The sequence below is a fragment of the Verrucosispora sp. WMMD703 genome (assembly GCF_049178935.1).
In the GTDB taxonomy this organism is placed as follows: domain Bacteria; phylum Actinomycetota; class Actinomycetes; order Mycobacteriales; family Micromonosporaceae; genus Micromonospora; species Micromonospora sediminimaris.
In genome coordinates this window covers 16,327-38,481 of record NZ_JBMHMM010000002.1, presented here as the reverse complement: position 1 = coordinate 38,481, position 22,155 = coordinate 16,327, and the positions used below count along the sequence as shown (strand labels likewise).

Below are 22,155 nucleotides of genomic sequence, written 5' to 3'. Positions count from 1 at the left end.
GACTCGAAGGAGACCAGCGATGTCGACCCGAACCGTCTCCGAGGTCCGCGCAGACCGCATGGCCGCGCTCGGCCGCATCCTGACCGCCCTGCTCGCCGCCGTCGCCTACGTAGTCGGGTGGCTGGTACGCCGCAGCTGGCGACGGCTGCTGCCGTTCTACTGGATCGCCGCCGAGCTGGCCGTGGCGTGGCTGGCCAGGCCCCTCGGTTTGTCGTGGCAGACCGTGGCGCTACTGACCCTGGCGATCGCCGCCACGGCTGCCGGCTGGCGGGCCCGCAGCCGCGCCGTACGGATGTGGCGGGCAGCGATCGCCGTGGTCCTCGGCACCGTCGCGGTGGCCACGGTCGCCGCCGGTGGCCCGGCCGCCATGGCCGCTCACCCCACCGCGACGATCTTCCTGCCGACCCTGTTCGGTGTGCTGCTCGGCTGGCCGTGGTGGCACCACTTGCGTAGCCGGCCGCCACAGGACGAGCCCACGCCGGCTCCGGTCACGGCCGGCGCGCCGGTGACGGTGGTCGACCCGCTGACCGACCAGTGGTCGCGGCGCTGGCGGACCGAGGTAGTCGGGCAGGGTGTCTGCGCGGGTACAGCCCTGGTTCAGGCTGTGAGCCCACGGCCCGGTGTCACCGAGGCCACCATCCGTCTAGCTCCCGGGCTGAAGCCCAGCGACGTGGCAAAGAAGGGCCCGGAGGTAGAGGTCGCCCTGGACCTCGATGAGGGTGCCGTCGGGTGGCGCTCCACCGGCAAGGCCGCGAAGTTGCAGGTCGTCATCGTCGAGGGCTCCTACATCGCTAACGGAGTGCCGTGGACCGGCACCACCTACGACAACGGCCGCTGCCAGCTCACCACCTTCACGGACGGTTCCCCGGGGCACTGGGTGTTCTCGCGGCCCGGCTTCGGTGTGGCTGGCGGCCTGGTCGTCGGTTCCTCCGGCTCGGGCAAGAGCCGGGCGTTGGGGGCGCTGATCGCGAACTTGCTCGACGGCCGGTGGCAGACCATCATCGGCGACCCGCAGAACGGGCAGTCCCTGCCCGACTGGAAGGACGCGGTCGAGTACCACGCCGGCACCGACGCCGTGATCCTGCTGATCCGCCGCGTGCACGCCGAGGTGATGCGCCGCTCCAAGCTGCTCGCCGACGCCGGCGTCAACGTCTTCGACGAGAACGACCCTAGGGTCAAGGCCCTCGGCCTGGGCCGCAAGATGGTGATCATCGACGAGTGTCAGTTGGTGCTGATCCAGAACAGCCCGATCGTGGTGCTCGCCGAGCAGATCGCCGAGACGATGCGCAAGACCGGCGTCGGGCTGATCCTGGCCACCCAGCTACCGCAGATGAAGTCGCTGGGTGGATCGGTGCGGCTGCGTGACGCCCTGGTCGGCGGCAACGCCCTGATTCTGCGACTGTCCAACCGAGGCTCGGGAACGGCGATCCTGCCCGACGGCTTCGTGGGCGATCCGTTCGCCATCCCCGCCGAGATCGACGGCCGGACCACCGCCGGCATGGGCTACCTGCGCCACACCCCTCGGGTCGGCATGTTGAGCCGCGTTCCCTTCCTCAACGAGGCCGAGGTCGCAGCCGCCAGCCCTCGCGTGCCGGTGCGCTGGAACGTGCCCGAGGTCGACCCGGACAGCCCGATCGTGCTGCCCGGTCACCGCGCGCCGGCCGCGAAGACCACAGCCGCCGCCGGTGGCAGCTCGGCAGGTGACCGGCTGCGCGCCGCGTTCGGGATCGGCCGCAAGAGCACCACCGTAGTGGTGGAACAGAGCGCGCCGCAGACCAGCGCCGAGTGGGTCCTGGCCTGCCTGCGACGCGGTCCCGCGTCGGCGCAGGCACTGCTGGACCGACCGGACTGCCCGGTCAACCAGGCCCAGCTCTACGCGCTGCTGGCCCGTCTCAAGGACTCCGGCCGCATCGTTGCCCCCGCCCAGCGCGGCGGGCCCTGGACCGTCTCGGCCTGACCGCCGCCGTGATGACCGGCCCTCTCGCGGTCCGGTCGTCGCGGTGGCCGCCAAGCCCAATCCCTGACCTGCCGTGCACCAACTGCCCGGACAAGGAGACCCGCCCATGGCCAACACCTCCCGCCGCCCCCGGCGTAAGACCGAGGCTGAGCTGGCCCGCCGCGCCGAGCTGGCCCGCCGCGCCGGTGAGGCCACCCAGGCCGCCTGGACCGGGACCGCACGCGGCGCCGGTCGGCTCGCCCGCCGCCTGCCCAGCCCGCACCGCACCCCGGGCGTCGACCAGCCCGGCCACGACACCGCCGGCCTGGTGCTGCTGCTGACCGGCCTGCTGGTCGCCGCCGCCGAGTGGACCAACCCCGCCGGCCTGCCCGGCCGGATCCTCGATGTGCCGGCCGCCGTCACCGGCGGCCTGTTCGGCGGGCTCGCCCCGCTCGCTCCGCTGCCGCTGCTGTGGCTCGCGGTGGAGGCCATGCGTCACCCCGCCGGCCGGCACACCGTCCGCATCCTTGCCCAGGCCGCCGGCGTCGTGCTGATCGCCGCCGGTGTGGGCGGACTGCTCGACCTGGTCTCCCCCGGTCTGGGTGGGCTGCTCGGCCGGGTCACCGGCGCTCTGGACGGGCCGCTGAGCGTGTGGGGTGCGGTGCCGCTGCTGGTCGGCCTCATCGCCGCCGGCCTCACCGCCGCCACCCGTATTACCCCGGTCGCGCTGGTGACCAGCCTCGCTACCGCCCGCCGCCGCAAGACAACCGCCGACGACTTGGACGACCTCGACCTGAACGACCTGGACGACCCCGACGGCCACCAGGAGCCGATCGACGCACCATCGGTGACCGTACCGGCGCCGATCCACCCGAGCCCGGTGGATTCCGTGGAATCGGCCCGGCCGGTGCCGGTGCAGCCGCCCCGGACGCGTACAGCGGACCCGGCGCCCGCGCCCATGGCGACGACGCCGGCGACGATCGGTGGCTACCAGCTTCCGCCGCTGGCTCTGCTCGCCGCCGGTGACCCGCCCCGTCGGCGTCCCGGAACAACCGACCCGGGACGGGTCGCGTTGCAGGGCGTGCTCGACGAGTTCAAGGTCGCCGCGAAGGTCACCGACGCGCACCGCGGACCGACTGTCACCCGCTACGAGATCACCCTCGGCCCAGGCGTGAAGGTCGAGAAGGTCACCGGCCTGGCCCGCAACTTCGCCTACACCGTCGGCCAGCCGGAGGTGCGGCTGCTGTCCCCGGTGCCGGGCAAGAGTGCCGTCGGGGTGGAGGTGCCCAACGCCGACCGGGAGGTGGTGACCCTCGGCGACGTGATCCGCTCGCGGGCTGCCCGCGACGGGCACCGGCTGCTCGTCGGCCTGGGCAAGGACATCGACGGCAAGGCGGTCACCGCGAACCTGGCCACCATGCCCCACGTCCTGATCGGTGGGGCCACCGGTGCCGGGAAGTCCGGCTGCCTCAACACGCTGCTCGTCAGCCTGTTGACCCGGGCGACGCCGGACGAGGTGCGGCTGCTGCTGATCGACCCGAAGCGGGTCGAGCTGACCGCCTACGCCGGCATTCCGCACCTGGTCACGCCGATCATCACCAACGCCCGCAAGGCCGCCGACGCCCTCGAATGGGTCGTGCGGGAGATGGACATGCGCTACGACGACATGGCCACCCACGGCGTGCGGCATGTCGACGAGTTCAACCGCCAGGTCCGCACCGGGCAGATCACCGCCCCGGCCGGCAGCGAGCGCACGCTGCGCCCGTATCCGTACCTGGTCGTTGTGGTCGACGAGCTGGCCGACCTGATGATGGTCGCCCCTCGCGACGTCGAGGACTCCATCGTGCGGATCACCCAGCTCGCCCGCGCCGCCGGCATCCACCTCGTGCTCGCCACCCAACGCCCCTCGGTCGACGTTGTCACCGGGCTGATCAAGGCCAACGTGCCGTCGCGGCTCGCGTTCGCCACCAGTTCCCTCACCGACTCCCGCGTCATCATCGACCAGCCTGGCGCCGAGAAGCTGCTCGGCAAGGGTGACGGTCTGTTCCTGCCGATGGGTGCCTCCACCCCGACCCGGATCCAGGGCGCCTGGGTGTCTGACGCCGAGGTCACCGCCGTTGTCGACCACTGGCGCCGCCAGGCCGATACCACCGTTCCGAGCAGCAGGGCGGCCAGCGCGCCGGTCGACGTGGCTGCGCCGACCGACACCACGACGACGGACACCAGCGTCATTGCTGACCTCAGCGCCGATGAGCGGGCGCTGCTGGCCGAGGCCGCCGAGCTGGTCGTGGCCAGCCAGTTCGGATCCACGTCGATGCTGCAACGCAAGCTGCGCATCGGCTTCGCCAAGGCCGGCCGGCTCATGGACACCCTGCACGAGCTGCGGGTGGTCGGCCCGTCCGAGGGCTCCAAGGCCCGCGATGTCCTCGTGACGGCCGACGAGCTGCCCGACCTGCTCGCCGCCCTCCGCGGCGACGACCAGTCGCCCACCGACCAGGGCGACCGCCCCAGCGCCATGACGGGTGCCCAGGTACTCCAGTTCCCGCGCAGCGGTATCCGCCGCTGACGCCGCGCGGGCGGCCCCACCGCCTTCCACAGCCAGGGGCCGCCCGCTACTCCCCCACCCACAAGAGCGAGAGGAGCACCAACCATGGTGCCTGACCCGGGTGACCCGGCCTACCTCGGCGCGGCCTACGCCACCAGCTACGACCCGCGCGGCCCGCAGGGACCGCGCCGCCACTTCACCATCCCCACCGCCGGTGCGTACGCGGTGCTGGTCGAGATCTCCCCCAGCCTCGCCGACAGCACCTCCCGCTGCACCGGCTGCGGCGCGACCGACCGCGACTTCTCCGAGCTGGAGATCCTTGCCCGCGCCGGAGCGCACGCGTCGGCGTGTGGCCGGGGCACTGTGACGGCGGGCCTGGACGCCGAGATCGCCACCGTGCGCGCCGAACTCGGCCGAATCGACCCCAAGGCCGGCGGCTACCTCCAGATGGCCGGGGTGCTGCTCGGCGCCGGCCTGGCCGTGCTCGGCGGCGCCGGAGCCAGCGGCCACCTGCCCCGCGCCGCACTGGCGGCCGGCGCGGTCACCGCCGCGGTGGTGCTGACCGCCGTGGTGCTGCTCCTGCTCGCCTCCCGGCCCCGCCTCGGCGGCGACTTCGGGTTCATTGCCTGGGCCGACGCCGACGACGCCCAAGCTGTGCTCACCCGGCTCGTTGCCGGCGACAGCGACCAGGTCGCGCAGATGACCACCCTGGCGCGGGCACGGGAGCTGTGGTGGCTGAGTCGCTCCGTGCGCGCCAAGTACGTTGCGATCAGCAAGGCGGTGCCTCTGCTGCTCACCGGGTACGCCGGAGCCGCCCTGACCGCCGCCCTCGCGATCGGCGCGTGGTGACCGCGATGAGCGAGCGACCCTTCGAGACCGTCGTGGCCGGCACGACCGACGAATACCGCCTGGACGTCGTTACCGACCCCGAGCCGGACACCCCGCAGGCCGTCGTCTACTTCACCGCCGTCGACGTCGACGCGGCCGGCGAGCAGGCTCGCAGCCTGCTCGCAGCAACCACCGGTCCAGACGACCGCTACGGCGAGCTGTACGCCCACGACGGCGACGGTGGCGCCGTGCACTGCGACACCATCCACCTGCCCGCGTGACTGTCCACCACACCGCGCACGGGCGGCCCGGCATCGCGGGCCGCCCGTCACCGCGCCAGCGCCGCGAAACCGTTGCTACACAACAGTGTCCGTCTTGTCACGGTATGTGTGTTATTCGATCCACAATCCACACAGGACTCTTTGGATCGGTGCGTGTTGGTACCCCTACGGCGACGCGAGTCGCCGTAAGATCCACGGGTTACAACCAGACTTTGATCTTGAGGGAGCGCCCGCGCTCAACCCCTAACTGCACAAAAAAGCCGAGCCCCAAACCCCATGTCGTTTGGCCGCGTCAAGGGTTTGAGGCTCACACAAGCTCGGAGGACACCATAGCACCCGCCTCCGGGCTGGGTGCAGTCTTGTCTCCGGGCACGTTTTCGGCGTGTCGTGGCGGCGTCTGCTCGCGCCCAGCCTTATCTCCCATGCCTGCGGCCCTGGTGACGGTGCCGCGATGACCATCGCACCGCAGCGGACGCTGCTGCCTGCGGACCGTGTGGTGGCGCTCGGGTACTGCCCCGACTGCTACGCCACGGGCACGGTCGCGCTCGTCGCGCCGGGTATGCGGCGTTGCCGGGCGCACCTGGTCGACCAGCGGTTGCTGGTGGAGACCACCAGCACCGGGCAGGCCCGGCTGGCCGCGCCAGCCGGTAGCCGACGCCGGCCGACGTACGTGACCGGTGTGCAGACGCCGTGCGTTTCCTGCGCGGCGGTGGGTCGGGACAAACAGGGCCTGCCGCGCGACGGCACCGGTTCGGATCCGCTGTGCATCCCGTGCTGGCGTAGTCGGACCGACCGGCAGGACACCGCGGACCGTCGCCGGCTGGTGGCCGAGCTGCGCGAGCGCCTGGACGTCGACGAGCCGTCCGGGTGCCCGGCGTGCGGTGAGCCCGAGCCGGTGCCGACGTGCTGGTTGTGTGGCTACTCGTGGCTGGCCGAGGCCCGCGCCGAACACGAGCACGCCCGGGCCCTAGAGGCCGCCGCCGTGGCCACGCGGTTCGCGCAGCTCGCCGAGATGACCGAGGCCCAGCAGCGCGTCGACGGGCTGACTGCCTGGATCAACCGGCTCACCGAGACGCTGACCGCGTTCCACGGTGGCGACAGTTGGGGACGTCCGGTGTGGCTGCTCGCGGACCTGCTCGCCCGCAACGCCTCCACCCGGACCAGCCGCCGTGGCCGCCGGTCCGCGCTGGGCATGGTATGCGGCGTGCTGGCCGTCGACAGCGACCGGCGGTCCGGCCGCCGGGCGATGCCCGGCCGGGCCGTCACGGCCGAGCTGGCCGGCTGCGGCGACAGCACCCGGCCGGTCACCGACGCCTGGCGCCGCGCGGAGGCCCTGGGCTGGTGCGTGCGGGTCGAGCAGGGCCGCCGGCTGACCTACGCCGAGCGGTGCGCCACCGGCCGCTCCCAGGCTCGCGCCGTCTTCGACATCGTGCCGCTGCACCACGGCGACCCGGCCGCTCAGGCCGCGCACATCCCGGCCGCCCTGGACCTCCTGGCCGACCTGCTTGACCACGCCCGGACCCTGCTGGCCGCCGCCCAGGAGCGCGTCGACGCCCTCGACGCCCGTGCCGGTGGCTGGGTCGACTACCGCGAGCAGGTTCGCCGCCAGCAGATGCGCCGTGCGGTCGCCGCTGTCCGCGATCAGGCCCGCCACCAGGCCACGAATTTCCGCACCCCCCACACGGTGTCTTCAGCTATGAGTGTTTACTCCTGCTTGTTTCGGGGTCTGCTGATCTCACCGTCGATCGCATTCAGACCGTCACACAGCCGGCAAAGCCGGAGGAAAGGCGGCGCTTCGCGCTCATCAACGAGAAGCGGAGTTGGTCGCGGCCCTGCCAGGTCACACGCTGTACAGCGCCCTAGGTTGGCTCAGACGCCCGGTAGCGCGTCACGGCCGTCTAGGCCACGTCCTGAGTGGTCCGGATGGGCGTACAACCTCGCACGGGCCGTTCAGGGCCGGTGGAAGTGGCTACGCTGCGCTCCCCTACCCCGGGTCGCGGCCACGCTGGGCGCCGCACTCGGTCCGGACTGGACGGCCGAGGCGCTTGACACCTGGGTCCGGCAGACCCGGACCCGTCCGCTGCTGGACGAGCCGAACAACCCCACGGCCTACCTGCGGGCCCTGCTCGACGAGGCGATGACCGGCCCGACCGATCCGCCGTACCCGACCCGTCGGCACGCCGAGCACCGCCGCGCCCTGGTCTTGGAGCAGCAAGAGCGTTGCAGGGCCGCCCGCGAAGCCCACCAGCACCACGACCGGGGTGCTGTGCCGCCCGGCCGACGGAGTGCGGCGGCGGCTCTGGCCGCCATCCGTGCCCGTACGCCGGGACACCTGCGGCGTGCCGAGCGCGCCGCCTTGCTCGACGCCGCGCCGCTCGCCGACTGCGCCTGGCCTGCAGTGGCCCAGCCTGGCGCCGGCCTTCCGCCTGGTCTCGACGGGTCCTAGCGAGCACGGCGGCAGCTACCGGGGTCAGGCCGACCCTGACCCCGGTAGCTGAGGGGGTTACGCCTTGGGTCGGCGTCCGCGCGGTCGGTCAGTTGGGAGGTGGGCGTCCAGGGCCGCCACTACCACCTCGGACCGAGTGATGCGACCGCCCAGAGAGCGAGGGCCAGCACCGAGCTGCTGCTGCACCCACCCGACCAGGGTGTCGATGACCTGGAGTTCGCCGGCCAGAGGCCGGATCGGCAACTGCACCCGGCGAACCTTGGCCGCCGCTGTGCGCCGCTGCGCGGAGGTGCGCCACGGAAACGGCTCGCTGGCGTCGGCGGCCGCCGGCCGGCGCGCGTCGGCGACCAAGCGGGGCAGCTCGGCCAGATGCGCGCGGAGCGCGTCCAGGACAAGCTCAGTGTTGCTGGTCGAGTTGCGCCGTGCTCGCTCGAACCGGGCCATCAGCGGCGCCGGAACGCTGAGGACCGTCGGGCTGACTACCAGCGCGGCGGGATCGTCCAGGTCCACCGACAGGTCCGGCATCCCGGTGACGCGGGCACGGCCCGTTGACGCCTCCTGCGACGGCGCGGACGCTACTGGCCCGGGAACGGCGGGAACAGCCTCGGCGCGGCCGGCGCCGGACACCGGCGGTTCCTCGGCGGCCGCAGGGGCCGCCTCAGCCCGGGGGCCAGGATCCGGGCTCGCCGATTCCGCGTCATCAGGCGTACGCGGGCTGGTCGCTGGCGCGGTCAGCGCCGATACCGCCGAGGTGCGATCAGCGCTGACCAGCCCTGCCAGGGAGGACCCACGGCCGCCGAAGCCGCGGAGCTTCGGCGCAGGCGGGGTGTAGGCGTCGTCGGTATTCTCCTGTTCGCTCATGTTCACCGCCCCAACTGGCTGAAGCGGGTAAAGACCTCGCCCGCGAGGTCTTCGTACTCCTGGGCGACCTTCCCGGCCTCGCTGCTGGGCACCGGCCGGCCCTTCGCGGTACCGGCGCGGACCTCCCACCACTTCGGACCCTCTACCTGCTCCAGCTCGTGCACGAGCTGGCCACGGTCGCGGCAGGCCTTGGCGACCGACGGCATGTAGCGGATGACGGAGTTGAACACTAAGGCATCGGTGCCGGCGGCCCGCAGGTCTTCCTCCAGCTCGCGGCGCACCTCCCGCCGCTGTCCCACCTCGTCGCCCTTACGGTTGACGCGGTACTGGAAGCCGAACATGGCCACGCCGAGCAGCTCCAGTTGCTCGTTGATCGTCAGCGCCCGACCGAACCGCTCGGCGACACCGGAGAGGCCCTGCCGGCTGGCCTGGTCGAAGGACACCGGCACCAGCGCGGCGCGGCTGGCGACCAAGACCAGGTCCTGCAGGTTGATCTCGCGCGGCGGGCAGTCGATGAGGATCCAGTCGTACTCGTCGGCGATCGTTGCCAGGACCTCCGCCAGAGCGAGACGGGCCTGGTGAGCGTGCCCCCGCGCCGTCTTTCCGAAGATCATGCCGTTGACCTCGTCCAAGGCCGACCCGCCGGGGATGACGTCCAGCCACGGACGAACGTCGCGCAGCCGGTGCGGTACCGCCCCCGCCTGCAAGGCCGTCATCAGGCCCTTACCGTCGTCGCCTACCTGCACGCCCTCCGGCAGCCGCCCGTCGACGGGGACGTCCTCCGGCTTGAGGTAACCGAGGTCCAGGCCGAGGTTGCCCTGCGGGTCGCAGTCCACCAAGAGCACCCGCCGCGGCGAGTTCGCCTGCTCCGCCGCCAGCGCCAGCAGACCTCCGAGGTTGGCGGTGACCGACGTCTTACCCTGGCCACCCTTGCCGTTGAGCACCGCCAGCACGCGGCCGAGGGACGGCCGTAGTCGCCGCGACAGCTCCATCGCCGCCGCGAGGTCGGGATCGGCGCCCACCATCTGCCCGAACGTCATCGGTCTGCCTTCTCTCATCCGCAGGTTGCGTCTTCGGCCGTGTGCCTATCACCCACGAGGTCCATCGCGCCAGGTGCCGCGCGCCGTCGCGCGCCGAAGATCACACCCTCGATGACCAGCAACATCACCCCACAACATGCGAGCGGTCGCGCAACCCAGCACGTGAGCGATCGTGCTCACCATGTGTCATGCGATAGAGGCCGCTATAGAGCGCGCAACAACGCTCATCACTTGACAAGCAATATTGTCAACGCCAGAGTGGATGGTGTGACAAAGCATGTTGTCCACCACAGTGGCCCAGCTATGACGAGAGAGGGGGTGAGCACCACAGCGCAGAAGAGTGCGCAAGACATCGATCACCAGAAGGTGAGGGACATCGTTGCCGATCTGGCGTCCCGTATTACGGACCAGACCGTGCAAGACAGTGCTGGTGCGCCTCAGGTGTCGACCTACCTGCGGCAACTAGCCGCTCTGGTTGCCATTCGCGCGGCGGCAGAGGAGCTGGCAAACACCGCCGCTGCCGAGGCTGCACGGTGCGGCGCCAACTACCCGACGATCGGTGAAGCAGCTGGCATGACGCGGCAAGCTGCGCGCGTCCGGTGGCCGGGTCTGGTCGACCGGTCGCGAACGGTCAAAAAACCCCGTCCGCTCAGCGCAGAGGTAGCGGACCCGAGGGCTGCTAATGAGGATGAATGACGGTGCTGAACAAGGACGATTTGTACGGCGAAGAGACCGCCGATTCCCAGGAATCAAGCCCGGCACGAGTCGCACCAATGCGGCCCGAGTCGGCAAAGCTATCCGACGTCATCACCCACCCGGCAAACCCGCGCAAGGTGCTGGGCGACCTAGGTGACCTGGAGGCGTCGATTCGGGAAGTCGGCGTCATTCAGCCGCCGGTTGTGCTCCCTGCCGGCCGAGTTGCCGCAGCGTGGCCGAAGCACGCCAAGGAGATGGCCGGCGCCAAGTGGGTGGTGCTGGTCGGTGCCCGCCGACGCACCGCAGCCGGCCGGGTCTACGGAGACGACCCGGATGCCACGCTGAACGTGCTGGTCCGCGAGGACGCCATCGCCGACGACCCGCTGGCGCAGTTGGACGTCATGACGGCGGAGAACGTGGCCCGGGCGCCGTTAAGCCCTGTCGAGGAAGCCCGCGCGTTCGCCGAGCAGGAAGCCGCCGGGCGGAAGCAGCGCGACATCGCGGCGAAGGTCGGCTGCTCGCAGTCGCACGTGTCGAAGCGGTTGAAGCTGCTCAAGCTGCCCGAGGCGATGCTGGCCGCGTTGGAGACCGGTCCGCGGACCGACGACGACCAGGGCGACGGGCAGGAACCGGCCCTGCAGATCAAGGACGCGCTCGCGTTCGTCGACGCCGCCGGAGGCGACCAGGAGCTGATGCTCGCTGCTTACCAGCTGCGCGACGACCGCCGGACCCACTGGACCGCCGCGAACCTGGTCAACGAGGTCCAGCGGATCCGCGAGCGCCAAGCGGCGATCGACGCGGCCAGCAAGGAGCTGGCCGCCGAGGGCACCCCGGTCATCGCCGACCCGGTCAAGCAGCTCGGCAACGACTACTGGCAGCGCCGCCTGACCGGCGCAAAGGCGATCGACGCCGCCCGCAAGGCCGGCGAGCTGGCCGCCGGCGTCGACTCATGGGGAGCGGTCACCTACTACTCGACCGGCCGCAAGCCCAAGGCCGCGGACAACCGTAGCCCCGCCGAGCAGCAGCGGATCACCGACGAGAGGGAACGCCGCAAGGCGATGACCGCCCGAGCCGAGGCCGCCGCGCTGCTGGCCGCCCGCACGCCGAAGCTGCCAAAGTCGGCGGGGGACATCATCGACGCCTGGCTCTGGGCACCCGGCAACGAGTGCGCCCAGCTCGCGCACCGGTGGCTCGTCGCCGCCGGCATCGGGCCCGACCCGGCCCTGCCCAACTACCGGTGGTGGGAGGACATCCGCAAGGCGGACTGGACCACCCGGGTGCAGGCCGCGCACGCCCTCGGAATCGCTCGCCGCGAGGTGCAGACCCGCGCCACCCACCGGTCCTGGAACGAGGGCGACAAGGCATGGCTGGACCGCCTTGTCGAGGAGGCCGGCTACACCCCGAGCGAGTGGGAGCAGGACCGCCTGGCCGCCATCGACCCACCGGACGGCGAGCCCACCGGCCAGGTCGACGGTGACGCCCCGAAGCGGGTCTCGCTGTCTTTCGACTCCGAGGACGCCTGCTGCTGGCTACTGCACTACGACCTGCGGGTCGATGAACCGGCCGCGTATGCCGAGCACCTCACCGACGCCGACGACATCGACGCCGCACAGGCGTGGGCCACCGAGCTGCTCGCCGAGCGGCACCGCATCGAGGTCACCGGCTGGGCCGTCGGGCAACCGCTGCCCGGCCGACCGGCGTATCTCGCGGTGCACGCCGGAGACCCCACCGCCACGGCGGCCGGGACCGGGCCGGTAAAGGAGTGGCGGTTGGTGCACGACCCGGTCGACGACGTCTGGCTCCTGCTGGCCGACGACAAGCCCCACGCCGACCACGACGCCCTAGCCGCCGCCGACGTCGACCAAGCGTGCACGTGGGCCACCGGCGTCCTCGCCGACGTCGGCGTCGTCGGACACGGGTGGACCGCCCGCGCCGACGGCAACGCGACGCTCGAGTACGTGGCCGACCTGACCGGGGAGTGCTGAGGTGGCCGATCACGGTTTCGGCTGGGAACAGCTACGCGAGATACCCATGCTCGACCTCGCACCCGGCGACACCTGGGTCCAACCGGCGATCGGGTCGACGTGGTCGGCAGGCCCGGACGGCCGCCTCGCCGGCTGGGACCACAGTTGGCACACTCGGCCGCCACGGGGCAGGGCTTGGACGGTTCTGAGCCGGGAAGGCGACGCCATCACCATCCGCAGCAACGAAGGGGCGCAGAAGACTGTCACGATCCCTCGTGACCGGAAGGCCGATGTGCTGCTCGTTGACCAGCTCGGGGATCAGCGCCGTGGCTGGACAGCCGGAACGGACGGCGCCGCACCCGGCTCCGGCACCGGTGTCGGTGTTGGAGCGATGATGGCGGCCGGAGAGGTGGGCTCGGACGCTGCCGCCCTGGCCTACACCGCGCGGCGGGTCCGAGTGCTCGGCGACCTGTACCACGGACGGATCCCGGCCGGAGCGGTCTACGTCGGCCGCGCCGCACCCGGCCTGCCGGCGAGCCGGTACGCCAACCCGCACCGCGTCGGCTTTTGCCGCCGCTGCGATCGAGAGCACGACCATGCTGACGCGGTGGCCGCGTACGCCGACCACCTTGACCGGCAACCGGACCTCCTGGCCGCCGCGCGAGAGGACCTGGCCGACGTCGACGTCGCGTGCTGGTGCCGCGAGAACGTGCTCCTCTGCCACGGCGAGGTGCTGCTGCGGGTCGCCGCCGGCGCCACGCCCCGCGCCGCCCTTGAGGCCGTACTCGGCGGAACCCCCGCCGCCCTCCCACTGTTCGCGCGGTCGGGGTCGTGCTGGAACACGACCCCGACCACTACCTCCGGAACCCGAAACCGCTGACCAGCAACCCCGAGACACCCGAAAGGCAGACCCATCATGACCGACCTCCGCACCTACACCGATCCCGACGTGTACCTGCGCGGCGTCGCCGAGGGCTGGGCCGACCCACAGACCGACCCCACCCGCATCGACTGGCCCACTCGGCAGTCCGCTGCCGCTATCCCTTTTCGGGTCGTCAACGGTCGGCCGGTCAACCCGAGCGAGCGCACCGGCATCCGCTACGGCCGCAACCAGCTAGGGCACTGGGGTGAGCAGCAGTGCGCCGACGCGCTCGTGGAGATCACGGACGCCGAAGGTCGCCGGTGGATCGTCATGATCGAGCGTGGCGATGGGTACGGCTGGGCGCTGCCCGGTGGTCACGTCGAGCCTGGCGAGACGCCCGCCACCGCCGCGTTCCGCGAGTTGGCCGAAGAGACCGGCATCCGGTTCGATCGGATGCTGGAACCCTACGAGCAGCATGATCCGCGCTACGTGCCCGACCCCCGCGCCTCCGACGAGGCGTGGATGGTCACCTACCTCGTGCACTTCGACATGTGGGACGGCTGGAAGACGCTGCCCAAGATTCCCGGAGCCGGCGGCGACGCCGTCGACGTCACATGGATCCGTGCCGACAGCTACACCGACCTGGCCCGATACCTGGCCACCACCCACCAGGGCATCGTCTTTCCCGCCCACCAGCAGATGCTCGCCGACTTCCTTGGCGGTCCGGAGTGGCCGACGCTGGAGATGGTGGCCACCATCGACGGCATCGCCCTGAGCGACATCGGCGAGAACGGCGACATCATCGCTCTAGGTCACCACGACCCGCGACGGATGCTCGCCGCGCTGCGCTGCTACGCCCGCGAGTCGTGGGGCGAGGTCCTGAAGCCGACGGCCCCGGCCGATCCCTTTGCGCAGATCCGGCACGAGTGGGTCGTCAACACTGGCGACGGGGCTGGTCCGGAGCAGTGGTGCCTGGAGCTGGCCGCGGCCGACGCCCCGGGCGCGTTCCCGGTGACCCGCTGGTACGAGAGCTGACGGATCCGGGGGGCGGATTCCGTGGAATCCGCCCCCCGGCCCGTCGTTCCTTCATTATGCCTTCATAACTGATCTTATCGAGGCACGAAAACGTCACCCCCGACCCGTACCGTCAGGCCCGTTACCAACCCCAGGAGGAACGTGTGAGCACCTACAGCAGCACCACCGATAAGACGGTGGACATGACGGCCGTCCGGCAGCTCGTTGACCGCGCGGTGCGCGCGGCGGTCCCGGCTGCCCAGATGACCACCCGCAAGATCCGGCCGGAGTCGGACTACGGCTTCCCCGAGCCGCGGCCCCTCGCCGGCCTGCAGGCCGCGCTGTCCGTGGCCCGCCTGGCGCAGGACCAGGCGTACACGTTCGCGAAGGGACTGCGCGGCGAGGGTTCCTCGTGGGACGAGATCGCCGACCTGCTGGAGATCGAGTGGTCCGAGGACTACGTGCGGCGGGAGCGGGCGTTCGAGTCGGTCGCCGGGCCGGTCTCCAAGAACGGCTACGACCGGTACGTGTTCTTCACCTGCGGCGGCCCCCGCGGCTGCGGCGAGAGCATCACCGACCGGGGTCCGTACAACGGCTACCCCTCCGACAACGAGGACGGCCACGCCGAGGGCTGCCGGCGGCTGGCCGCCGAGGTCGAGGCGTACCGGCGGGAGCAGGACGAGGCGGAGCGCCGCGACCAGGTGATGGATGAGGCGTTCCCGCTCGTGACCGACATCTTCGGCAAGGAGACCGTGCAGCGGGTCCGGTACGTGCAGTCGCACGGCGGCCGGTACCTGGGCTGGTCGACCAGCGAGACCCTCGCCGTCGCCCTGGTCCTGCGCGACGACGAGCAGCTCGCCGCGGTCGGGTACGCCAGCCACCAGGAGGCGATGCGGCGGATCGTGTCGGGCATGTCCACCCCGCCCCGCGATCCCGCCGGATGGCTGGCCACGGTCCGGGCCGCCGCGACCGGGCTGCGGGACTGACCGCCCGCAGACCGTGAGGGTTTGCGCGGGTCGGGACCACCCGTAATGGTCCCGACCCGCCACCTCCGATCATCCCCGACCTCAGGGAGGCGCCGCCCATGACCACCACCCGCGCCGGCCGGGCCCGAACCACGGCCGGCGACCCGGAGTTCACCGCCCTGATCGCCACCGTGGAGACCGTGCTGGCCGAGTGGACCGGCCCCGGGCCGGTCCGGCCGCACGGCGTGGCCCACCAGGACCCGCGCACCGGGCTGCTGACCTGGCACCTGCGCGGCCTGCCCGCCCAGCTCGACCACCTCCACGCCGCGCTGCGTGCCGCCGAGCCGGCCGAGGTCCGCCTCGCCCGCACCCTGGCCGCGATCGCCGCGCTCGACCCGTCCCGGCACGGGCACACCGGCCCGGACACCCCGCAGATCACCGCCGCCTACGCCGAACGTAACCGGCTGATCTGGACCGCCCTCGCGCTCGCCCACGAGGCCGGCGTCCCGGCCGGCGTCGGCCACGACCCGACCGACCCCCGCCCGGTCGTGGTCTACCTGGAACTGCCCACCGGCCAGGTGTCCTGGCACCTGCCCGCCCACCCGGCCGGCTGGGACGGGCACAGCACCGGCGAGAAGTACCAGCGGGTGGCCGCCTTCGCCGAGGCGATCGGCGCCCCGTCGTGAGCGCGGTCGACACCGACGACTGGATCGGCCGGCTGGAGCGGGAGCTCAAGGGGTCGCTGCCCGGGATGGTGCTGCTCGCCCTGGACGTCACCGACGACGGGGCCCTGGCGATCGGGATCCTGCGGGTGCCGTTCGACGCCCGGGGCGGCTGGCACGGGCCGCGGATGCTGCTGGCCATTCTGGCCGCCGCCGACGCTCGCGGCCTGGACGTGGTGTGCACCCCGACCGACTCGTACGGCTCCGACAGACGCCTTCTGGCGCGGGCGCTGAGCCGGGCCGGGTTCGTGCCCGTGCTCGACGACCCGTCCGGGCACACCATGCGCCGCCCGTCACCCTGCCCCCACCTGCGGAAGGACACGAGCTGGTGAGCGAGAACGACGTGGCGGCCGAGCCCGCCGCCGTGCCGAAGACCCGTGCCCGCAAGGAGCCGAAGCCCAAGCCGTCGCCGGTCGATCTCGGCCCGATCCAGGTGCTGCGGCACACCGGCCTGGCCGAGTGGCAGTGGGACGCCGGGACCACGGCCGAGCTGATCCCGGCCGCCGACTGCGGCGGCCGGTGGTCGGTCGCGGTGGCCGACCAGGTCGCCGCGCGGCGCGAGGAGATCGTGGCCGTCGTGGGCGATGAGGCCCCGATCGGCGGGCGCCGGGCCGCCGAGCGGCTGACCGCCCGCACCGGGTTGAGCGTGGAGAAGGAGGACGTGGAGGCCCTGGCCGACGCCGGCGCGCTGCGGGTGGTCGGCTGGTACAAGGAATGGCCGCTGTGGGACTGCCGGGCCCTCGACGCGGTCGACGTCGACCAGCTCGGCGCCGTGGTGGCCGAGCGGCAGGCGTGGATCGCCGCCAGCGTCAGCAAGTGGGACGCCCCGGCGTACCTCGGGTGGCGGCGCGACGAGTTCGAGCGGGTCGCCAAGGAACGCGCACTGTCCCTCGGCCGTCAGGACCGGTACGCCAAGGCCGACCTGGACGCGCTCGCCGGCGACGAAGACCTGGTCGAGCAGGTGCGCGTCGACCAGCTGCTCATGAGTCACCAGGCCGCGACGTTCCTGGAAATCCGGCCGACCGACTTCAAGTACCTTCTCGCTGCGGACCTGATCGCTCCGCGCCGGCACACCTCGGTGGAGGTCAGCCGCTACCGCGATGTCTCCGTGCCCCTGTACCGGGTCGGTGACCTGGAGGCGCTGCGCGAGCACCCGGGCATCGACTGGGAGGCCGTGCACGCGGTCAAGGCCGGGGAGCCGTCGCCGCTGCGGGAGCTGGCCCGCCGGCCGGTCGACCGGGCCGCCGTGGTCCGCCGATGGGTGGCCGAGCTGGGCGACCGGCACGGCATCGAGGTCTGGGCCTGGTTCCACCCCGGCGCCGGCCGGTGGGAGGTCGACTGGGAACGCGTCGACGGTGCCCCGACCGAGAAGGAAGTCCGCGAGGCGATCGCCGCGCACTCGTACCTACGTGAGCACCGGCGGGACATCGCGGTGGCCACCGAAGCGGGCGCGGCGATCCGCTGGGCCCGCGCCATGCGCGAGCCCGGCGCCGCGGTGATCCTCGACACCGAGACCACCGACCTGGCCGGCTACCTCGTGGAGGTCGCCGTGATCGACGCCTGCACCGGGGACACGCTGCTGGACACCCTCGTCGCCCCCGGCTGCGAGGTCGAGCCGGAAGCCCGGTGGGTGCACGGCATCACCGACGCCGAGCTGGCCGACGCACCAACCTTGGCCGAGGTGCTGCCCCGACTGCTGGAGGTCACCGCCGGCCGTACGGTGCTGGCCTACAACGCCGAGTTCGACCACGCCACCATCGCCCGCCACGCCGACCGCGACGGACTCGACCCGGCCCACCTCGACGACCTCGGCACCTGGTCATGCCTGATGGGCCGCCGCTCCGACTGGCAACTCGTACGCCGCTGGCTACCCCTCGGCGGCGGCCACCGGGCCCTCGGCGACTGCCAAACCGCCTACGAGCTGCTGTGCGCCATGACCGCACCCTCGCGCACCCCGAAGGCCCGCCGATGAGCGGCATCCAGGTCCGGATTCTCGCCGGCGACGTCGACCAGGCCGACGCCGCCGCGCTGGCCATCGGCCGCGTCCTCACCGTCACCCGGGAGAGCCCGCCCCGGCCGCGCCGCTCCGGTGACGGCGTCACCGTCTACCTCGACGTCGAACTGCCGCCGGTCGACGTCGACGCCGCGGACCGGGCGGACCCGGTCAACCGGTGCGGCCGGGCCGGCTGCGGCCAGTACGTGCCCCTCGACGAGGCCCAGGCGGTGCCGACCGTCGACGACGGCGGCGTCCGGTACGCCCGCTGGCACCCGGCATGCCTGCGCGCCGAGCAACGTGATCGAGGGCTGCGCCGGTGATCCACCTCTGCGGTCGAGCCGGACACCGCCGGCGGGCCACCACCCGCCCACGCCAACCGAAGGGAACCCGCCACCCATGAACCCCGCGACCGACACCGGGCGTGCCCGCTACGACGCCACCGATGTGCCGGCCCTGCGCCGAGGGCTGGCTGACTGGTACGGCAGCGCCCAGGGCGTGAACTTCTACCTGCAGGCCATCCAACTCGGCCGGCAGCCGATCCGGCCGCCCGGCCCGGCGGACAAGGTTGCACACCTGCTCGCCGGCGCGGAGACGACCCGGCTGCGCGACGGGGACCTGTGGTACGTCGACGAGGACCTGTGCGCGCTGCTCAACGCCGCGCACCCGTCCATGCCGGCGTTCGCGCCCCGCCCGCAGGACCTGCCGTCGAAGGTCGGCTTCGCGGTGTTCGCCGACCCGATCGCCGTCTACGCCGCCCAGGAGGCCCGCGACGATCAGATCGTTGAGCTGCTCGCCCGAAGTGGCGGGGAGAAGATGCGGCAGGCCAGCGAGCAGCTCTACGCCGGTCAGGCCCCGATCGTCGCGGTGTCGTGGTCACCGGCAACCAACCCGCACTGGCCGGCCGGCGGGCTGTGGATGTCCTTCTACGCCGCGTCCGGCCTGCACGAGCAGGACGTGTTCACCGACCCGAAGGTGCTGGCCCGAGCCCGGGGGTTACTGCCGCCGCTGACCGTCGACAACGAGGCGTGCCTGGCCTGGCGGCCCGACGGCTACCCCGTCGACGAGTTCCAGCTCCCCGGACCGGACGCACCGATGACGACGTTGAGCTGGGCGCGGCTGGTGTTCGCCGCGTTCCAGCTCGCCGCGCAGGTCAACCTCGCCGAGTCCGAGCAGCTGACCACGGCCCGACCGGAGCGCCGCCGGACCGAACGCGCCGGCCTGCCGCCCCGCGACGTGCGGGTCGCCCGGCTGCGCCGCGCCCTGAGCGCCGACCGAGACTCCGAGGCCGACCAGGGCGGCCGGGAGTGGCGGCACCGGTGGGTCGTGCGCGGCCACTGGCGCAAGCACTGGTACCCCAGCCTCAACGACCACCGGCCGCTATGGATCGCGCCGTACCTCAAGGGCCCGGCCGACGCGCCCCTCATTGGCGGCGACAAGGTCACCATCATCAACACCCCGCCCGCCCAGCGGGAGGGGCAGTGAGCATCGCCCTGTCCGGCGAGGTGCTGCCCGCCGTCCCGGCCCCCCACGGTGGGGCCCCCACCGTGGGGGGTGTCGCCGGCGACGGCCTGGAGGAGCTGCTGCGGGAGTGGCTGGTCTCCTACGCCTCGCCGCACACCCGGGACGCCTACCAGCGGGACCTGCGGCACTGGCTGACCTTCCTCGCCGTCTCCGGCGTCGACCCGCTCACCGAGGCCCGCCGGGTGCACACCCACGCCTGGCTCCGCGCCCAGGAAGCCACCGGCCGCGCCTCCGCGGCGACCCGGGCCCGCCGCCTCGCCGCCGTGTCGGCGTTCTACTCCTGGCTGATCGCCGAGGACCGCACCGACCGGGCCAACCCCGCCGCCATCAACCCCAAGCAGAAGCCGAAGACCGACCCGACCCGGCCGAGCACTCCCGGGCTGTCCCGCGCCCAGGCCGAGGCGCTACTCGCCGCCGCCGACGCCGACACCGGCCCCCAGGCCGCCCGCACCGCCGCGATCGTCGCCCTGCTGCTCTACGGCGGGCTGCGCGTGGGAGAGCTCGTCGGCGCCGACGTCGAGCAGCTCGGCTACAACCGCAACCACCGCGTCCTGCGGTTCACCGCCAAGGGCGGCGGCCCACACCTGGTCGCGCTGCCCGCCCCGGTCACCCGCCGCCTGGACGCCTACCTCGCCGGCCGGCCCGACCTTGCCGAGGCCCGGGTACCGGTGCCGGCCGGACAGGCCGGGGCCCGGCCGCGCCGGCCCCTGGTGGCCACGGCCAGCGGCGCCCGCGTCGACCGGGGCGCGGTGTGGCGGCTGCTGCGCCGCCTCGCCACCACGGCGAAGATCCCGGTGAAGATGAGCCCGCACGTGCTGCGCCACACCTGCGCCACCCTCGCCCGTGACGCCGGCGCCCGCCTGGAAGACGTCCAGGAGCAACTCGGGCACGCCGACGCCCGCACCACCCGCCGCTACGACCACGGCGGGCAGCGCCTCGACCGGGCGCCGGCCTACACCCTCGCCGCGTACCTCACCGCCGCAGGCGACGAGCATTCCGCGGAATCAGAAGAGGGAGACCGGTAGCCCCGGCCGGAGCTACGGTCCGGGTCTACTGCGTGGGTGGGAGCATCCCCGTGAGGCGATCATGACGCTGGACGACCTCCTGGACCGCGGACTGCAGCGTCTCCAGCTGGAGGCGGAAGTCCCGCTCGGTCATCCCGTACTGGTCTTGCTCAATCGCGGTCAGGTGCAGCGTGGTGACGGTGCTCGCCACGTGCGCGGCCTCCGCCGCGAGAGACAGGAACGGGTGGTCCGGCTGCCCGGAATCTTCCAGGAGCTGCCCCAGCTCCCTCCAGGTCCTGGTGAGCCGCATCGCGGTGAGAAGCAGGAACGGGGTGGGGTCCTGGGTCGAACCGCTCTGACCGATCTGACCCTGGAGGACGCCCATCCACTGGTCGTCGGTGGAGACGTGGTGCGAGATCGCCGTCTCGGTCGCGGCGAGCAATGCGCCCAGCAGGGTCGGCAGGTCCCTGTCCGTCACGGCGTGGGGCAGCGTAGGAGTCAAGCCGAGTGCGTCGAGGGCGTCGATCACGGCCTGAGAGGTGATGGGTCGTCGAGCTGGCTCGGTCACGCCGGGCAATCTACAGCTGCCCGCCGACATCTCTCATCACGGCGATCAGGATCAGCCCGGTCAGGGCGGACCTGACCCAGGCCCGATTCGTTGAGCAGGCCATGACGGATGTGCACCACCTGCGGGAGAACCCGGCGCGCTACTACGAGGTGCTGGGACGGGTCATGTCGGCTCTGCGCGAGACCGGGGCGCTCAACGGCGCCTCCCACCTCGACTGGTGGCCCGGCGCCGGCGGACGGACCTGGGAGATCGAGTGGCAGGAAGGCCCCTTCCCGGCCGAGGTCGCCGCGCGGCTGCTGGGGGCACCGGAGCCCAGTGTCGACGACGACCAGGGCGATGAGGCGGTACGCGGCCTGATCTCGCCCGGCCGGGGCGAGAACGAACGCGCGCACCTGGTCGTGCTCGGCGTGCCGGTGAACCTGCGCGCGATCGACCCGATCGGTACCAGCCAGGTCCGGGCAACCCTCACGCTCACGCGGGGGTAGCGAGTCCGGATCGCGGCGCTGACGCCGAGCCGCCCAGCTCGACCCCGACGGCTACCCGCCGATGCCGCTCTGACAATCGCGCACACTCGCGTGACGACCCGATGCCATAGGGTTGCCGGCATGGTCAATGTGGACGACGAGCTGGACCACCAGGGCATGGCGATCGAGCTGATCGACGCCTTCGCCGAGCACGACGCGACGGGCCTGGCTGCGCTGGACGCCGCTGGACGGGCAGCGCAGGTGCAGGCCCGGCAGGCGCTGTACGACTACGTTGACCGCATCTGGGAGGACGCCAAGGCACGCGGCCTGGACCCGGCGGTCCGGCCGGACTGGAACGTCGTGGCCGGGCTGCGGGACCTGACCAACGCGCTGGTCGAGCAGGCCAGGCAGGCGCGAGCCGACGCCGGCGAGGACTAAGCAG

21 protein-coding genes are annotated in these 22,155 nt (G+C 72.4%); 18 read left to right on the top strand and 3 right to left on the bottom strand.

Translation table 11 applies throughout. The features are described from left to right. Nucleotides 1-19 precede the first annotated feature (19 nt). The 5 genes from ACN26Z_RS00260 to ACN26Z_RS00240 all read left to right on the top strand — a co-directional run bounded on the left by ACN26Z_RS00260 (nucleotide 20) and on the right by ACN26Z_RS00240 (nucleotide 8,036). A complete protein-coding gene (locus tag ACN26Z_RS00260; RefSeq protein WP_421459527.1) occupies nucleotides 20-1,957 on the top strand; it encodes a type IV secretory system conjugative DNA transfer family protein in 1,938 nt (645 codons plus the stop codon). A gap of 106 nt (nucleotides 1,958-2,063) precedes the next feature. Further along, nucleotides 2,064-4,502, top strand: coding sequence for a DNA translocase FtsK (locus ACN26Z_RS00255; RefSeq protein WP_421459526.1), 2,439 nt, complete (start codon nucleotides 2,064-2,066; stop codon nucleotides 4,500-4,502). A gap of 84 nt (nucleotides 4,503-4,586) precedes the next feature. Then, nucleotides 4,587-5,330, top strand: a complete 744-nt coding sequence (locus ACN26Z_RS00250; protein WP_421459525.1) for a Pycsar system effector family protein — start codon at nucleotides 4,587-4,589, stop codon at nucleotides 5,328-5,330. A 5-nt stretch (nucleotides 5,331-5,335) separates the two neighbouring features. Further along, nucleotides 5,336-5,590 (top strand): hypothetical protein, encoded by a 255-nt coding sequence (locus ACN26Z_RS00245; RefSeq protein ID WP_421459524.1) that lies wholly within the window; start codon nucleotides 5,336-5,338, stop codon nucleotides 5,588-5,590. A gap of 451 nt (nucleotides 5,591-6,041) precedes the next feature. Next, complete coding sequence (locus ACN26Z_RS00240; protein WP_421459523.1) at nucleotides 6,042-8,036, top strand: hypothetical protein; 1,995 nt, start codon at nucleotides 6,042-6,044, stop codon at nucleotides 8,034-8,036. A gap of 57 nt (nucleotides 8,037-8,093) precedes the next feature. Here the strand turns inward: ACN26Z_RS00240 and ACN26Z_RS00235 are convergent, their stop codons facing one another. Both ACN26Z_RS00235 and ACN26Z_RS00230 read right to left on the bottom strand, forming a co-directional pair. Then, on the bottom strand, nucleotides 8,094-8,897 hold the full coding sequence (locus tag ACN26Z_RS00235) for a hypothetical protein (RefSeq protein WP_421459522.1): 804 nt from the start codon (nucleotides 8,895-8,897) through the stop codon (nucleotides 8,094-8,096). Nucleotides 8,898-8,899: 2 nt separating this feature from the next. Beyond that, the gene (locus tag ACN26Z_RS00230; RefSeq protein ID WP_421459521.1) at nucleotides 8,900-9,937 is read right to left on the bottom strand and encodes a ParA family protein; all 1,038 of its coding nucleotides are present in this window, start codon (nucleotides 9,935-9,937) and stop codon (nucleotides 8,900-8,902) included. 318 nt (nucleotides 9,938-10,255) lie between these two features. Between ACN26Z_RS00230 and ACN26Z_RS00225 the strand changes: the two genes are divergently transcribed. From ACN26Z_RS00225 to ACN26Z_RS00175, 11 genes are all read left to right on the top strand, one after another. Further along, complete coding sequence (locus ACN26Z_RS00225; protein WP_421459520.1) at nucleotides 10,256-10,633, top strand: hypothetical protein; 378 nt, start codon at nucleotides 10,256-10,258, stop codon at nucleotides 10,631-10,633. Beyond that, entirely contained in the window at nucleotides 10,630-12,618 is a 1,989-nt protein-coding gene (locus tag ACN26Z_RS00220; RefSeq protein WP_421459519.1) for a ParB/RepB/Spo0J family partition protein, read from the top strand. Before ACN26Z_RS00225 ends, ACN26Z_RS00220 begins: the two co-directional genes overlap by 4 nt. 1 nt (nucleotide 12,619) lies before the next feature. Then, nucleotides 12,620-13,477, top strand: a complete 858-nt coding sequence (locus ACN26Z_RS00215; RefSeq protein ID WP_421459518.1) for a DUF4326 domain-containing protein — start codon at nucleotides 12,620-12,622, stop codon at nucleotides 13,475-13,477. 36 nt (nucleotides 13,478-13,513) lie between these two features. Further along, a complete protein-coding gene (locus ACN26Z_RS00210; protein WP_421459517.1) occupies nucleotides 13,514-14,494 on the top strand; it encodes an NUDIX domain-containing protein in 981 nt (326 codons plus the stop codon). 143 nt (nucleotides 14,495-14,637) lie between these two features. Continuing rightward, complete coding sequence (locus ACN26Z_RS00205; protein ID WP_421459516.1) at nucleotides 14,638-15,459, top strand: hypothetical protein; 822 nt, start codon at nucleotides 14,638-14,640, stop codon at nucleotides 15,457-15,459. 98 nt (nucleotides 15,460-15,557) lie between these two features. Next, complete coding sequence (locus ACN26Z_RS00200; protein WP_421459515.1) at nucleotides 15,558-16,124, top strand: hypothetical protein; 567 nt, start codon at nucleotides 15,558-15,560, stop codon at nucleotides 16,122-16,124. Continuing rightward, a complete protein-coding gene (locus tag ACN26Z_RS00195) occupies nucleotides 16,121-16,492 on the top strand; it encodes a hypothetical protein (protein WP_421459514.1) in 372 nt (123 codons plus the stop codon). Before ACN26Z_RS00200 ends, ACN26Z_RS00195 begins: the two co-directional genes overlap by 4 nt. Next, a complete protein-coding gene (locus ACN26Z_RS00190; protein WP_421459513.1) occupies nucleotides 16,489-18,132 on the top strand; it encodes an exonuclease domain-containing protein in 1,644 nt (547 codons plus the stop codon). Before ACN26Z_RS00195 ends, ACN26Z_RS00190 begins: the two co-directional genes overlap by 4 nt. After that, entirely contained in the window at nucleotides 18,129-18,476 is a 348-nt protein-coding gene (locus ACN26Z_RS00185) for a hypothetical protein (RefSeq protein WP_421459512.1), read from the top strand. Before ACN26Z_RS00190 ends, ACN26Z_RS00185 begins: the two co-directional genes overlap by 4 nt. A gap of 76 nt (nucleotides 18,477-18,552) precedes the next feature. Then, on the top strand, nucleotides 18,553-19,638 hold the full coding sequence (locus ACN26Z_RS00180) for a hypothetical protein (protein ID WP_421459511.1): 1,086 nt from the start codon (nucleotides 18,553-18,555) through the stop codon (nucleotides 19,636-19,638). After that, entirely contained in the window at nucleotides 19,635-20,702 is a 1,068-nt protein-coding gene (locus tag ACN26Z_RS00175; protein ID WP_421459510.1) for a tyrosine-type recombinase/integrase, read from the top strand. Before ACN26Z_RS00180 ends, ACN26Z_RS00175 begins: the two co-directional genes overlap by 4 nt. 25 nt (nucleotides 20,703-20,727) lie before the next feature. Here the strand turns inward: ACN26Z_RS00175 and ACN26Z_RS00170 are convergent, their stop codons facing one another. Beyond that, nucleotides 20,728-21,249, bottom strand: coding sequence for a hypothetical protein (locus ACN26Z_RS00170; RefSeq protein WP_421459509.1), 522 nt, complete (start codon nucleotides 21,247-21,249; stop codon nucleotides 20,728-20,730). Nucleotides 21,250-21,350: 101 nt separating this feature from the next. On the opposite strand from ACN26Z_RS00170, the gene ACN26Z_RS00165 reads away from it, so the two are divergent. After that, a complete protein-coding gene (locus ACN26Z_RS00165) occupies nucleotides 21,351-21,734 on the top strand; it encodes a hypothetical protein (protein WP_421459508.1) in 384 nt (127 codons plus the stop codon). A 120-nt stretch (nucleotides 21,735-21,854) separates the two neighbouring features. Beyond that, nucleotides 21,855-22,151: a hypothetical protein gene (locus tag ACN26Z_RS00160; RefSeq protein WP_421459507.1), complete on the top strand. Its 297-nt coding sequence runs from the start codon at nucleotides 21,855-21,857 to the stop codon at nucleotides 22,149-22,151. The last annotated feature ends 4 nt before the right edge of the window (nucleotides 22,152-22,155 follow it).

Excerpts from the sequence above, each read along its gene's own strand:
- ACN26Z_RS00230 (WP_421459521.1), bottom strand. The coding sequence starts at position 9,937 with ATGACGTTCGGGCAGATGGTGGGCGCCGATCCCGACCTCGCGGCGGCG.
- ACN26Z_RS00210 (WP_421459517.1), top strand. The coding sequence starts at position 13,514 with ATGACCGACCTCCGCACCTACACCGATCCCGACGTGTACCTGCGCGGC.
- ACN26Z_RS00180 (WP_421459511.1), top strand. The coding sequence starts at position 18,553 with ATGAACCCCGCGACCGACACCGGGCGTGCCCGCTACGACGCCACCGAT.
- ACN26Z_RS00220 (WP_421459519.1), top strand. The coding sequence starts at position 10,630 with ATGACGGTGCTGAACAAGGACGATTTGTACGGCGAAGAGACCGCCGAT.
- ACN26Z_RS00160 (WP_421459507.1), top strand. The coding sequence starts at position 21,855 with ATGGTCAATGTGGACGACGAGCTGGACCACCAGGGCATGGCGATCGAG.
- ACN26Z_RS00250 (WP_421459525.1), top strand. The coding sequence starts at position 4,587 with ATGGTGCCTGACCCGGGTGACCCGGCCTACCTCGGCGCGGCCTACGCC.
- ACN26Z_RS00260 (WP_421459527.1), top strand. The coding sequence starts at position 20 with ATGTCGACCCGAACCGTCTCCGAGGTCCGCGCAGACCGCATGGCCGCG.
- ACN26Z_RS00235 (WP_421459522.1), bottom strand. The coding sequence starts at position 8,897 with ATGAGCGAACAGGAGAATACCGACGACGCCTACACCCCGCCTGCGCCG.
- ACN26Z_RS00200 (WP_421459515.1), top strand. The coding sequence starts at position 15,558 with ATGACCACCACCCGCGCCGGCCGGGCCCGAACCACGGCCGGCGACCCG.
- ACN26Z_RS00165 (WP_421459508.1), top strand. The coding sequence starts at position 21,351 with ATGACGGATGTGCACCACCTGCGGGAGAACCCGGCGCGCTACTACGAG.
- ACN26Z_RS00255 (WP_421459526.1), top strand. The coding sequence starts at position 2,064 with ATGGCCAACACCTCCCGCCGCCCCCGGCGTAAGACCGAGGCTGAGCTG.
- ACN26Z_RS00240 (WP_421459523.1), top strand. The coding sequence starts at position 6,042 with ATGACCATCGCACCGCAGCGGACGCTGCTGCCTGCGGACCGTGTGGTG.
- ACN26Z_RS00185 (WP_421459512.1), top strand. The coding sequence starts at position 18,129 with ATGAGCGGCATCCAGGTCCGGATTCTCGCCGGCGACGTCGACCAGGCC.
- ACN26Z_RS00245 (WP_421459524.1), top strand. The coding sequence starts at position 5,336 with ATGAGCGAGCGACCCTTCGAGACCGTCGTGGCCGGCACGACCGACGAA.